The following is a 14182-nucleotide window of genomic DNA, read 5'->3' as shown; positions in this document are numbered from 1 at the left end:
GATCTGGACGCCGCGACTTCAGAGATGATGAGCCTGATTTCAGCTCATCAATTGAGTGGCCCAGACTGGGAGCGGGTCACGCAATGGCAACATGAAGCGTATGAACGGTGGATGGCCTATCTGAACAAAACAACTTATCCAGATCCTCCTCAAAACAGTGCTTCACACTGAGTTGTGTTCAAGAGATGGATGTCCGGACGACGACGCGGTACATTTCGCGTTTTACGGAATAAGGGTGCGTCATGCGGATGTTCATTGGTGGAATAATGCTGGCGATGCTGGCAGGTTGTTCGTTGCCAGCGTCTGTGGTGCCGGGTGAGCCTAACGTCAGCAAATACAGTGAAAAACCACCGAAAGAACTGGCTGCGTGCATCTTGCCTGCGTGGCAGAAAGAAATTCCGAAGACAACTCAGATGGGCATTTCCAATGGCTACCGGATCACGGCGCCGAGCATCATCACCGCAGATGAAATACTGGACATCGTCAAATACAAGGGCGGCAGCCGGGTTTCACTGTATCAGGGGCCGCCGTGGGCCAAGTCCGACGCGATGCGCAAGTCAGTCAAGGCATGTTTGTAAGTTGAATGGGCGCGTAGCGCTCTAATCAACGCGGTAATTCTTCCCGGCTGACGTCGATCAAGCCGCCTATTTGCGCATGGCCTCGAACTGCCCCGTGGTTTTGTTGATCGGGATCGTGCCCGGATATCGAACTTCTGCTTGCATGAGCGAAAGGTAGATTTTTAAAAAGACATGCGCACGCGGGTTACTGATGTGTGTCGTGATCAGCGTTTCGCCGACCAGTGCCTGAAGGGTTGCCAAGGTTAATCAGCCGTCTTTCTACCAAAATGTTGTCGAGTGCCTGACGCGCTGTGGGGTCCAGTTGGTGTTCTCTCTCCTTGAGTTCCAGCAGGATCGGGCTCGACCAGGCACGATAGGTTTTTTCGGCATTGCGAACGGACATCATTTATCTCTCCTTGATCAGTCGCCCACGCATAAGCGTGGGACATTTGATTGCGTAGAGACCCTAGTTGAAAAATCAGCTTTTCGCCAATGCATTGCACTGCAATGGTGCATTCAGTTCAGGTGTAAGTGGGATGTCGGGCAACTATCAACTTGAGTTACCCCGGGGTGGATCGCCGGTCAGCCATCATTTGGTTCGACCGGCGGCAGGTTAAAGTCAGTTGGTGACCAGCAGTTCCGGGCCGAGGTAGTTGTTGATTTGGTCGATATCGTCGTCGCCCAGACTGCCCACCGAGGAGGCCAGACGCAGGTGCGACATCAAATAGCGCAACTTGGCCTCGAACAGATCGTGGCGCGCAACGAAGAGCAGCTCCTCGGCATTGAGGACGTCCACGTTGGTGCTTGTGCCGCCCTCTTTGAAGCCCTTGCGTGTCGAAATCAGTGAGCGTTCGTTGGACTCTACGGCTCTTTCCAGCGCGTGAATACGTTTGGCGCCACTCTGTATGCCGCGAAATTCACGGGTAGTTCCTGAGATGACTTCCAGTCGTGTGGCGTCGAGCTCGTCCAGGGCCTTATCGCTATTAGCACTGGCCTGGCGTGTCAGCGCGCTGACGCCGCCACCGCTGAACAGAGGGAAATTGACTTCCAGCCCGATTGAGCCGTAGTGGTTGCGTTGATTCAACTCGGAGAGTGATTGGCTCTGGCCGGCAGTGTAGCCGGCAATGAAATCCAGCGTTGGCCAGTGGCCAGCGCTGGCGCGCTTCACTTCTTCTTCGGCGAGGTCGCGGCTATAACGGCGCGCGAGGATCAGCGGGCTATCGGTTTGGGCCTTGACCAACCAGTCCTGCAGGTTGCCAGGCTGCAGCGGCGGTGTATCGAAGTTGGGACGTAAGGTCGTCAGCGATTCGGGGGTCTCACCGATATATTCCTCAAGTTTGCTGCGCGCGTTGACCAGGTTGTCCTGCGCTTCGATCAGTTCGGCATCGGCGAGGTCGCGGCGGGCGACCGACTCGTCGATGTCGGTGATGGTGCCGGCCCCCAGTTCCATGCGCCGTTTCGCTGAGGCGAGTTGCTCGTCGAAGGCGCGCAGCTTGGACTTGGCCAGGATGATGGTTTCGCTGGCCAGGAGCACGTCGAAATAGCTTTCAGCCAGGCGCACCGCGGCGTCCTGAGTCTTGGCATCGAACACCGCGACGCTGTAGTCGGCACGCTGCTGACCCTGGCGGTACTCGGCCATCTTCTGTTTGTTGAACAGCGGTTGGCGCAGGCGCACGTTAGCGCCCTTGGAGGTGTAGTCCAGATCATTGTCAACCCCGTTCTGGCGTTGGGAGCCATTGACCTTGTTGTCGTACGCCGAGGCATTGATCTGCGGTAGCAGGCCGGCCGTGCCGATGGCGCGGTTTTCCGAACCGGCCTCCTTTTCATGCACGGCGGCGCGGTAGATGGGGCCCTGGAACTGCAACAGGTCCCAGGCTTGTTTAAGGTCCATGGCGCTAGCCGGTAAAGCCAGCCCTAGCAGGCAGAAGAACAGGCAATGACGTTCCATTTATTTCATTGTTCCTTGAATGAGCTATTTACACGGTCGAGCATTGGTTTAAGAAGATAGCTCATCATGTTGCGTTCGCCTGTCTTGATGGTGACGCTGGCGGGCATGCCGGGGCGAATGTGATTGGTTCCCAGCAGGCCCATGCCATCGGGCGTGACTTCGACCTGGGCCAGATAGAACGGTTCCTTGCTCGCCTCGTCGAGCAGGCGGTCAGCGGAGATGGTCTTCACGCGGCCGGGAATGTTAGGCGTCTGGGCATGGTTGAAGGCAGGGAAGGCAATGTCCACGGCCAGGCCGGGGACCATCTTGTCGATGGCCTGCACCGGGATCATCGCATCGACCTGCAGCGGTTCGTTGAGCGGAACGATTTCCATGATCTTGAAGCCGGGTTGAATGATCCCGCCGACGGTGGAAATACTCAGGGCCTGGACCATGCCATCGATGGGCGAGCGGATCACGGTGTGGGTCACTTCATAGTCCAGCGCGCGCAAGCGGTCGGCCAGGGTGGTGTTTTCCTTGGCGGTGTCGGTCAGTTGCGATTCGACTTCCTTCAGGTAATCGTGCTGGCGCTGCAGGATGCGCAGCTTGATTTCGGTGGTCTGGCTGCGCACGCGAGCGATGTTGTTGAGGTTCTCGGCCTGACCGGCGGAGAGGTCGGCATTGCTGCGTTCCAGCTCAAGCAGGCGGTTGCGCGGCACATAGCCTTCGGCCGCCAGCACGCGGGTGCCTTGTAGTTCCTGGTTGAGGAAGTTGATCTGCGAACCGCGGGCACTATAGACCTGGTGCAGGCCCTTGAGCTGCACCGCCGACGCCGCGAGGTTTTCCTCCAGGATGCTGATTTCTCCAGCGAGACCGGCGCGCCGGGTGTCCAGCAGGCGCTGTTGCAGGTCCATGGCGGCCATCAGGCGGTGGTCACCCCTGAAACGCTTGAGCAACTCGGGATCGAAGTTCACCACATTGCGATTGTCACGTTCCGCTTCCAGGCGGTTTTCCACGGTCTTGCTGACGATGTACTGGGCGCTGACCGCACCTTGTTCGGCAACGGCACGCAAGGAGTCGAGACGCACCACTTCCTGACCTTTGGTCACGATATCGCCTTCTTGAACGAGAATCGCCTCCACGGTACCCCCGCTGAGATGCTGCACGGCTTTGCTTTTGCTGGTGACTTTGACCGTGCCTGTGGCTACCACGCCGGCATCCAACGGCGCCAGCCAGGACCACAGGAGGAAACCGCCGAAGCCGGCGATCACCAGCCAGATGCCCCAGCGCGCGGGTTTACTGATGTTCAGATCCACCACGTTCTTGGGATCGATATGAATCATCTCGGTGTGTGGGCTCATTTGCATGATCGATCACTCCCGTGATTTGACGGAGGCCAGCGTAGTTGACGCGCCTGCAGGCATGACAGCGGCCTTGCGTAGCGCTGCGAATACTTCGTCGCGCGTGCCGAGCATCTGCACGCCGCCGTCGCGCAGCATCAGCACCTGATCGACGGCGCAGAGCACGTTGGGACGATGGGAAATCAGAATGACGGTGGCGCCACGCTCCTTGAGTTTGGCCAGCGCATCGACCAGGGCCTTTTCGCCGACGTCGTCGAGGTTGGCGTTAGGCTCATCCAGCACGATCAGATTGGGTTCGCCATACAGCGCACGGGCCAAGGCGATGCGTTGCTTCTGACCGCCGGAAAGCGGGCTGCCATCGGTGCTCAGGCGAGTGTCATAACCCTGCGGAAAACGCAGAATCATCTCGTGCACTCCCGTGGCCTTGGCGGCGCGGATGACCGCATCGCTGTCCACTTCGCCAAAGCGCGCAATGTTGTCGGCGATGCTGCCCTCGAACAGCTCCACGTCCTGTGGCAGGTAGCCGAGCCAGGGGCCAAGTTCGCCCTTGTTCCAGGTGAAGATGTCCGCGCCGTCCAGGCGCACTTTGCCGGCCTGCGCCGGCCATACGCCAACCAGCAGGCGGGCGAGGGTGGATTTGCCCGAGGCAGATGGACCGATAACGCCAAGGCTTTCGCCGGGYACAAGGCTGAAGCTCACGCCGCGCAGAATGGTGTTATTGGTTCCAGGGGAACCGGCATACACATTCTCCACCGCCAGCATGCCCATCGGCCGCTGCAGCGACATGCTCGGTGGCCGGCGCGGATATTCGTTCAGCATTTCGGTGAGCCGGCCCCAGGCGGTACGGCAGCCGAGCAGTTGTTTCCATGACGCGATGACTTGTTCCACCGGGCCCAGCGCGCGGCCGGTGAGGATCGAGCAGGCAATCATCATCCCTGGGGTGATCTTGCCTTCGATCGCCAGCAGCGCGCCGGCACCGAGGATCAGCGACTGCAACGTGATACGTACGAAGCGTCCGGTGCTGCTGATCATGGCGGCGCGGTCGGAGGCCAGGGTCTGCATTTCCAGAATGCGCAAATGGCTTTGGTACCAGCGCTTGCCGATCGCCGGCAGCATGCCCATGGCCTCGATGACCTCAGCGTTGCGCAGATTGTTGTTGGCGTAGCTGGAGGAGGAGAGTGAGGCCTGATTGGCTTCGGCCAACGGCTTCTGCGTCGCCTTCTCGGTCAGATAAGCCAGGCCCACCAGAATCAGCGAGCCGATCAGAGTAAGCAGTCCGAGCAGCGGGTGGATCAGATAGGCGATTAACAGGTAAATCGGTGTCCACGGCGCATCAAAGAAAGCGAACAGGCTATTGCCAGTGAGGAATTGACGAACCTGCGCGAGATCTTGCAGGGCCTGGGCCGGATTACCTCCGGCGCGGCTCAGGTTGCGCTCGAAGGCGGCGGTGAAGATGCGCCGGTTGAGGTCCATGTCGAGGTTGTTGCCGACCCGGATCAGCATGCGGGTGCGGACCAATTCCAGCGTGGACATCAGCAAGAACAGGCCTATCACCAAAACGGTCAACATCGTCAGCGTCGTGACGTTGCGACTGACCAAGGCCCGGTCATAGACCTGCAGCATGTACACGGCGGGTGTCAACATCATGACATTGATGACGCCGCTGAACCCTGCCAGTGCGTAAAAACTGTGGCGCAGGCGAAAGAGCGTGTCGGCCAGTTCAGAACGGGTGCTCGACTGCTTTTGCATTAGGATCTCCCCTTCGAAATGCCGGTTCCCTCCAGCTCAACAGCTTAACGGTAGATGTGTTTTTGTAGGTCGCTGGTCGACTCGCAGGCTGGTCGCTCTATTGGCGATTCTTGCGAAATCTCTGCGTAGCTCCCGCAAGCAAAAGCGTAGGTCGTGACGAAGCACTCTGAAATAACATTTTGCTCTATAGCTGCTGTTAAAATTCCATAAGTCACGCAAAAACAGGCAGTTACGGATTCCATGTCCGGTCGTCTGCTTTTTGCGGCATAAAATTGACATTCGTTTGCTATGGAACTTTAGTCTTAGTTATCCGGGGGGGCCGCCTGCCTGGAGCTTGCCATTTACGTTGGCAACGCAAGGCGCGGTGATTTCCCTGAAGGAGCAAAACATGTCGATCATTTCGTTCTATTGCAGAGTGAAGGGGCCGTTCAGGAAGTTCTCCATTACTTCCAGTTTCCATGGCCCACCCACCTCCTGTAGTCGCTCTGCCTGATCATCCGGCGAGCACTACATTCCGCGAATTCCAGGTGCACATCCCGGGGAGCGACTTTGCCTTTCCTGCGCCGGTTCTCGCCAAAAAATAATCAGAAAAACAGCGCAAGCCAGCACGTGACTGGGCGTGGGTGGGTTTTATCGTCCCGTGCCTTTCTCCATATAGTTCGAGGGCAATCGAAATGGCTAATTTCAACAAGGCGGACCTGGAATTCATCCTGAAGCAAATCTTCATCGCAGAGGCGCATGCCAACGGCGCCAGTCTTATTGATTTGCTGCCCAACGGTCAGGTGCCTTTCGGCCTGCGTACTGTCGATGGCAGCTTCAACAACCTGGTCGCCGGGCAGAGCGAGTTTGGCGCCGCGGACAACTCCTTCTTGCGTTTGCTTGATCCCCAGTATCAAAACGCGGCTTACGCAGGGACCGGCTCGGTGACCGATCCGCAGCCACGGATTATCAGTAACCTGATCGTCGACCAGACCGCCAACAACCCTGCTGCGGTGGCGGCGAACGGCGGCGCGGCCCCGGTGATCAGCCCCGGTCAGGATGGCGTGTTCGGCACGGCCGACGACAAGGAAGTGTTCTTCATCCCCAACGAGTCGGCGGACGCCGGTCTTACCGCGGGCTTCAACTCGTGGATGACCTTCTTCGGTCAGTTCTTTGACCACGGCCTCGACCTTGTGACCAAGAGCAGTACCCAAATCGTGTTTATTCCGCTAATGCCGGACGATCCGTTGTTCGTGCCGGGCGGCCAGACCAACTTCATGGTGCTGTCCCGCGCGACCAACCTGCCAGGGGCGGATGGCGTTCTCGGTACGGCGGACGACATACGTGATCAATCCAACACCACCTCGCCGTTCGTGGACCAGAGCCAAACCTACAGCTCGCACCCATCGCATCAGGTGTTCCTGCGCGAATACGTCCTCAACGCAGCAGGTGACCCTATTGCTACAGGGCGCTTGATTACCAATCGCGATCTCGGCCCCGATGGCCGGTTTGGCACGGCCGATGACAGCGACGGCACAGATGGCGGCATGGCGACCTGGGCCGTGGTCAAGGCCCAGGCCCGTGACATTCTCGGCATCGACTTGACCGACGCCAATGTGCACAACATTCCGCTACTGGCAACCGATGCCTATGGCAACTTCCTGCGCGGGCCAAGCGGCATGCCGCAGGTGGTGATGCGCGTCAGCAACGGTGCCGACGGTATCGCCGGCACGGCTGATGACATCACTCAACTGGTGGAAGGCAACCGGGCTGCACCGATCAGTCTGGCTAACGCTGTGAGCACCGGGCATGCCTTCCTCGACGACATCGCCCACAATGCCGCGCCAGTCGTCGTCGGCGGGGTTCTGCAAGCCGATGGTGACACCGCCATCGGCAATGGGCAGCCAACTGACGGTCTCGGCAACAACCTGACCTATGACAACGAACTGCTCGACGCTCACTACATTGCCGGCGACGGTCGGGCGAACGAGAACATCGGCCTGACCACCGTGCACCATGTGTTTCACTCCGAGCACAACCGCCTGGTCGAGCAAACCAAGGAAACCATCCTGACCTCCGGTGACCTGGCCTTCCTCAATCAGTGGCTGATAGACGACGTGACCGCAATACCCACTACACCCGCCGGAATCGCGGCGTTGGTGTGGGACGGCGAACGCCTGTTCCAGGCCGCCAAGTTCGGCACCGAGATGCAGTACCAGCACCTGGTGTTCGAAGAATTCGGGCGCACCGTTCAGCCACAGATCGACGAATTCCTTGCACCCAACGGCTATGACACCTCGATCAACCCGGCCATCCTCGCCGAGTTCGCCCACGTGGTGTACCGCTTCGGTCACTCGATGTTGACCGAGACCGTCGACCGCTTCGACCCCGCGTTCAATCCGCTCCTCACTGACCCGAACAACCCGGACTCGCAACTCGGCCTGATCGCAGCCTTCCTCAACCCGCTGGCGTTTGCCGGTAGCGGGGCGACTGCGGACGAAGCGGCAGGGGCGATCATTCGCGGTGTGACCCGTCAACTCGGAAACGAGATCGACGAGTTCGTCACCGAAGCGTTGCGCAACAATCTGCTCGGTCTGCCGCTCGATTTGCCGGCGCTGAACCTGGCGCGTGGCCGCGACACTGGCATCCCCACCTTGAATGAGGCGCGGCGTGAGTTCTACGCGCAAACCGGCGACAGCCAACTCAAGCCGTACATCAGCTGGGCTGACTTGGTGGACAGCCTCAAGCACCCCGAGTCGTTGGTCAACTTCATCGCTGCCTTCGGTACACATAGCACGATAACGGGGGCGTCCACGCTGGCAGGCAAACGCGCTGCAGCCTCGGCGCTGGTATTCGGTGGCGCAGGTTCGCCAGCTGATCGCCTGGATTTCCTCAATAGCACCGGTGCCTGGGCCAACGTCACGCAGGCCGGTAAGGACGGGGTACTGAACACTGCAGACGACCTGACGGGCGTGACAATCACGGGTCTCGACGACATCGACTTCTGGGTCGGTGGCCTCGCCGAGGAGAAAATGCCGTTCGGCGGCATGCTCGGTTCGACATTCAACTTCGTGTTTGAAACCCAGCTGGAGTCGTTGCAGAACGGTGACCGCTTCTACTACCTGTCGCGTACCGCGGGTCTGAACTTCGGCACCGAGTTGGAGAACAACTCCTTTGCCAAGCTGATGATGCTCAATACCGATGTCACTCACCTGTCGAACACCGTGTTCCTGACGCCGACGTTCACCCTTGAAGTAGATCAGACCAAGCAGTTCACGAACCTTGGCGCGGACCTCAAAGCCGATCCAACGGGCGGCATCATGATCAACGGCGTGGAGGTCGTGCAGCTAGTAATCCGCGACAACCCCGACACCGTAGGTCCGGACAGTAATTATCTGCATTACACCGGTGAAGACCATGTTGTCCTGGGCGGTACCGCCGGCAATGACATCATCATCTCCGGTGAAGGCGAYGACACCGTTTACGGCGACGAAGGCAATGACCGTCTCGAAGGCGGCGCCGGCAACGATGCGGTGCTTGGCGGTGCGGGCGATGACATCATCACTGACTCGTTCGGCGACAACCGTCTGGAAGGTAATGCCGGTAACGATGTGATCGTGGCCGGTAGCATGCTTGCTTTAGGCAACTTGATCCTGGGGGGTGATGGGCAGGACTTCATTGTCACCACGGAAGACATCACCACCACCTTCGGCGGTCGGGGTGACGACTTTATCCTCGGTGCCAAGACCAACCTGCCACCTACCGGCAACGAAGGTGATGACTGGATCGAAAAAGGCACCCAGGACGGTGCACCTGGCGATAACGCTGCGCCATTGCTCACTGACGATGTGCTCGGCAATGACATCTTTGTCGGTGGCGGTGGCTTCGACGAAATGATCGGCGAGGGTGGCGATGACATCTTTGTCGGCAGCGATGCCCAGGACAAGATGGACGGCATGTCCGGTTTCGACTGGATCACCTACAAAAATGACAACTTTGGCATAACCGCTGACCTGAGTCTGGCGGCGCTGGCGCAGCCACACGGCAACGCGCCAAACCAGAACACCGGGGTGTTCAATCCGGTCGGCGCTTCACCGGCCTCGATTCTCGACCGTTTTGCCGAGGTCGAAGGCTTGTCCGGTTCGAACTTCGCCGATGTGCTCAAAGGCGATAATGTCGATGCGGACACCATCATCAACCACGGTGGCGCCACGGGCAGTGCGCTGACCAATGTGGCACTGATTCGCGGACTGGCGCAGTTCCTGTCCGATGCCGGTTTGCCGACCACCGGCTTTGCCACTGGCAACATCATCCTCGGTGGCAATGGCAGTGACCTGATCGAAGGTCGCGGCGGTGATGATCTGATCGATGGCGACAAATGGATCAACGTCAGAATCGCCGTTTATGCTCCCGGCGACGTCAACCATACCGGTGCGGAGGTCGCCAGCTTCGACAGCATGGTCGATATGATCCCGTTCATGCTGGACGGCACCTATAACCCGGGTCAACTCAAGGCTGTACGGGAAATTCTCCCCGGCACCTCGACGGGCGGGGCGGCCTTCGACACCGCGATTTTCTCCGGGGTTCAGTCCGAGTACACGGTGATTCAGGACACCCGCGGCACGGCCAGTTTGGCGGACGATGTCTGGACGGTGGCAGATACCGTCGCCGGTCGCGATGGTACCGATACCCTGCTGCATATCGAACGCCTGCAGTTCGCCGATACCCAGCAAGTGCTGGTGACGGGGCTGAATGCACAACCGGTTAACAGTCCGACCGTCACGGATGCAAACGGCGGGGCAATCACGGTGGGCGACACGTTGAGAGTCAGCGTGGCCGCGGTGCGTGATGCCGACAACATCGCGGCGGGTAATCCGACGGGTACGCTCAACAACTCTTCAGTGTCCTACTACTGGCAGTTCGAGGCCAATCCAGGCAGCGGCGTATTCGAGGACATCATCCTGTTGCCGGCCGGCGACCTGGCGTTCCAGAGTGCCGACGGCACCGCGTTCAAGGTCTCCCCGGACCTTGCCGGGCTGTCACTGCGGGTCAAGGCGATCTACCTGGATGCTCATGGCACGACTGAAATAGTGTTCTCGCAACCGACTTCCGTGGTGGCTCCCGGCGCGCCGGTTGTGCCGACGGCGCAGACCCCTGTGGTCGATGCGACGGCGGGTGGCGAAGGCCTGCACATGGTCCGCTCCGACCTCAACTTCATTCTTGATCAGATCAAGATTGCCGAGGCAGTCGCGGACGGTCAGGACATCCTCTCGCTGATCCCGAATATTCGCGCGCCGTTGGGCCTGCGTACGGTCGATGGGTCGAACAACAACCTGCTGAACCTCAACGGCACCAACAACACCGGGTTTGGTGCTGCCGATAACGTCTTTCCGCGCTTGACCGATCCGGTCTTCAATCCAGCGGAAGCGGGAACGACGTATGCGAGTAACGGCGGCTTGGTGATTGACTCGCAACCTCGCACCATCAGTAATCTGATCGTCGACCAGACGTCGAACAACCCGGCGGCCTATGCCACGGCTTACGACCCGGGTGTGGACGGTGTGCTCAACTTCGGCACGGCGGGTAACGACGACGTGCTCAAGGATGGTGTACGGATAGTCGCCAGCCCCGGCATGGATGGTCAGTTCGGTACTGCCGACGACCACGATGTGTACATGTTCGAGAACACCGCTCCGGATGCGGGCTTGTCCGCACCGTTCAACTCCTGGATGACCTTCTTCGGGCAGTTTTTCGACCATGGTCTCGATCTCGTGACCAAGGGTGGCTCGGGTACGGTTTTCATTCCGCTGCAACCGGATGATCCGCTGTTTGTGCCAGGCGGCAACACTAACTTCATGGTGCTGACTCGCGCGACCAACTTGCCAGGGGCGGATGGCGTTCTCGGCACGGCCGATGACATCCATGAGCACACCAACACCACCACGCCGTTCGTGGACCAAAACCAGACCTACAGCTCGCACCCGTCGCACCAGGTATTCCTGCGCGGTTATGAACTGACCGCCAGCGGCCCGATAGCGACCGGCAGGCTGATCACTAACGTTGACCTGGGGGCGGATGGCAAGTATGGCACCGCAGACGACACCGAAATCGGTGGTATGGCGACCTGGAAGGTGGTCAAGGCCCAGGCGCGCGACGTTCTCGGCATCAACCTGACCGACGCCGATATCGACAGCGGTCCGCTGCTGGCGACTGACGCCTTTGGCAACTTTATCAAGGGGCCGAACGGCTTCCCGCAAGTTGTGATGAAGGGGGTTGATGGTCTTGGCGGCACGGCTGATGACGTTCTTGTCGAAGGCGATCCGGCCAATCCGGTCAGCCTCGTGAACGCGGTACGCACCAGCCATGCCTTCCTCAACGACATCGCGCACAATGCCGTGCCGGTAATCGTCGGCGGGGTTCTGCAGGCGGATGGTGATACCGATGTCGGCAATCCGCAGGCCGTTGGCGCGCAGGGCAACAACCTGACCTATGACAACGAACTGCTCGACGCTCACTACATCGCCGGCGACGGTCGGGTCAACGAGAACATCGGCCTGACCGCCGTGCATGCGATCTTCCACGCCGAGCACAATCGGCTGGTCGCGCAAACCATGGACACCGTGCTCGATTCGGGTGACGTGGCCTTCCTCAACGAGTGGCTGCTCAATCCGGTGAACGCGTTGCCAGTCAACCAGGCCCAGATTGATGCGCTGGTGTGGAATGGCGAGCGCTTGTTCCAGGCTGCCAAATTCGGCACCGAGATGCAGTATCAGCACCTGGTGTTCGAGGAGTTTGCGCGGACCATTCAACCTCGAGTCGACCTGTTCTTCGCACCGACCCAGGTCTATGACGTCGACCTCGATGCCTCGATCGTCGCCGAGTTCGCCCACACCGTGTACCGGTTTGGCCACTCGATGCTGACTGAGACCGTCGATCGCTATGACGCGAACTTCAACGTGGTTGGCGATCCGAACAGCGCTAATCCCAATCAGCAGCTCGGCTTGATCGCGGCGTTCCTCAACCCGCTGTCGTACGCCGCCAGTGGTTTGACGCCAGAGGATGCGACCAGTGCGATCATCCGTGGGGTGACTCGCCAGGCCGGTAACGAAATCGACGAGTTCGTCACCGAGGCGCTGCGTAATAACCTGCTCGGCCTGCCGCTCGACCTGCCGGCGATCAACATCGCCCGTGGCCGCGACGTCGGGATTCCTTCACTCAATGCGATCCGCCGCGACGTCTACAACCAAACCGGTGATACCCAACTCAAGCCGTACACCAGCTGGGTCGACCTGGTGCAGCACCTCAAACATCCGGAGTCGTTGATCAACTTCATCGCGGCCTATGGCACGCATGACACGATCACCGCGGCGACCACACTGGATGGCAAACGCGCCGCAGCCTTGGCGCTGGTGTTCGGTGGTGCCGGTGCGCCGGCTGATCGCCTGGACTTCCTCAACAGCACCGGTGCCTACGCCAACGTAACGCTGGATGGCAGGGATGGGTTGCCGGGGACTGCCGATGATCTGAAGGGCGTGACGGTCACGGGCGTGGATGCCATCGACCTCTGGATCGGCGGCCTGGCCGAAGCGATAACCCCGTTCGGCGGCATGCTCGGCTCGACCTTCAACTTCGTGTTCGAGAACCAGATGGAAAAACTGCAGGACGGCGATCGCTTCTATTACCTGGAGCGTACCTCTGGCCTGTCGATGAATGCCGAGCTGGAAAGCAACTCGTTCGCCAAGCTGATCATGGCCAATACCTCGGCCACCCACTTGCCGGGCCTGGTGTTCTCGGACCCAGGGTTCTATCTGGAAGTGGACCGGAGCAAGCAGTTCAACGAAGGCCTGGGCAATGTCGATCCGCTTGAGGGCGGAGCGCAGGTGGTGTTCCGCGACAATCCGCTGACCGCGGGGGCGGACACCAACTACATCAAATACACCGGTGCCGAGCACATCGTGCTGGGCGGCACCAACGGCGCAGACATCCTCATCTCCAGTGAAGGCGATGACACGGTCTGGGGTGATGCCGGCAACGATCGCATCGAAGGCGGTAACGGCAACGACCAGCTGCGCGGTGGTGCCGGCGACGACATCATCACCGACGTTGGTGGCGACGATAACATCCAGGGTGGCGACGGCAACGACGTGTTGCACGGAGGCAATGGCATCAACTTGATCATTGGCGGGTTCGGCAATGACTTCATCGTCACCGGTGAGGACGCTTCCGAAGCCATTGGTGGTCAGGGCAACGACTTCATCCTGGGCAGCAAAGCCAACGAGCAGGACATGGGTAACGAAGGCAACGACTGGATCGAGAAGGGCACGTCGGACGGTGCACCTGGCGACAACTTCGACCCGCTCGGCAACGATCCGGTGATCGGCCACGATGTGTTCATCGGCGGTAACGAGAACGATAAGTTCAACGGCGAAGGCGGCGACGACATCATGGTTGGCAGTCTCGGCCTCGGTGACCGCTACATCGGCGGCTCCGGTTATGACTGGGCCACCTTCAAGGGTCTCGCACAAGGCGTGAGCGTCGATTTCACTGACCGCTTTTTCGATGTACCGGTGGTGCCGGGTTCGGGTGCCTCGGCACTGGTGCGTTTCGAC

Annotated in this window: 6 protein-coding genes; 2 read left to right on the top strand and 4 right to left on the bottom strand. The window is 59.6% G+C overall.

Features of this window, described 5'->3' with window-relative positions; all coding sequences use genetic code 11:
- Positions 1–242: 242 nt before the first annotated feature.
- Positions 243–578: a hypothetical protein gene (locus AC1DSG_RS18645; RefSeq protein WP_477792198.1), complete on the top strand. Its 336-nt coding sequence runs from the start codon at positions 243–245 to the stop codon at positions 576–578.
- Between the two features lie 184 nt (positions 579–762).
- On the opposite strand, the gene AC1DSG_RS18640 is transcribed toward AC1DSG_RS18645, so the two are convergent.
- The 4 genes from AC1DSG_RS18640 to AC1DSG_RS18625 form a co-directional block, all read right to left on the bottom strand.
- Positions 763–963 (bottom strand): hypothetical protein, encoded by a 201-nt coding sequence (locus AC1DSG_RS18640; RefSeq protein ID WP_477792197.1) that lies wholly within the window; start codon positions 961–963, stop codon positions 763–765.
- A gap of 213 nt (positions 964–1176) precedes the next feature.
- Positions 1177–2505 carry a TolC family outer membrane protein gene (locus tag AC1DSG_RS18635; RefSeq protein WP_477792196.1) on the bottom strand — a complete coding sequence of 443 codons (1329 nt, stop codon included), beginning with the start codon at positions 2503–2505 and terminating at the stop codon, positions 1177–1179.
- 5 nt (positions 2506–2510) lie between these two features.
- On the bottom strand, positions 2511–3851 hold the full coding sequence (locus tag AC1DSG_RS18630; protein ID WP_477792195.1) for an HlyD family type I secretion periplasmic adaptor subunit: 1341 nt from the start codon (positions 3849–3851) through the stop codon (positions 2511–2513).
- A 6-nt stretch (positions 3852–3857) separates the two neighbouring features.
- The gene (locus AC1DSG_RS18625) at positions 3858–5594 is read right to left on the bottom strand and encodes a type I secretion system permease/ATPase (protein ID WP_477792194.1); all 1737 of its coding nucleotides are present in this window, start codon (positions 5592–5594) and stop codon (positions 3858–3860) included.
- Between the two features lie 674 nt (positions 5595–6268).
- Here AC1DSG_RS18625 and AC1DSG_RS18620 point away from each other — a divergent pair.
- The coding region (locus AC1DSG_RS18620) for a peroxidase family protein (protein WP_477792193.1) at positions 6269–14182 on the top strand (7914 nt) is incomplete at its 3' end.

It is taken from the genome of Pseudomonas sp. P5_A12, assembly GCF_056400685.1.
This window is presented reverse-complemented; position numbering and strand designations above follow the sequence as displayed.

Excerpts from the sequence above, each read along its gene's own strand:
- AC1DSG_RS18645 (WP_477792198.1), top strand. The coding sequence starts at position 243 with ATGCGGATGTTCATTGGTGGAATAATGCTGGCGATGCTGGCAGGTTGT.
- AC1DSG_RS18640 (WP_477792197.1), bottom strand. The coding sequence starts at position 963 with ATGATGTCCGTTCGCAATGCCGAAAAAACCTATCGTGCCTGGTCGAGC.
- AC1DSG_RS18635 (WP_477792196.1), bottom strand. The coding sequence starts at position 2,505 with ATGGAACGTCATTGCCTGTTCTTCTGCCTGCTAGGGCTGGCTTTACCG.
- AC1DSG_RS18630 (WP_477792195.1), bottom strand. The coding sequence starts at position 3,851 with ATGCAAATGAGCCCACACACCGAGATGATTCATATCGATCCCAAGAAC.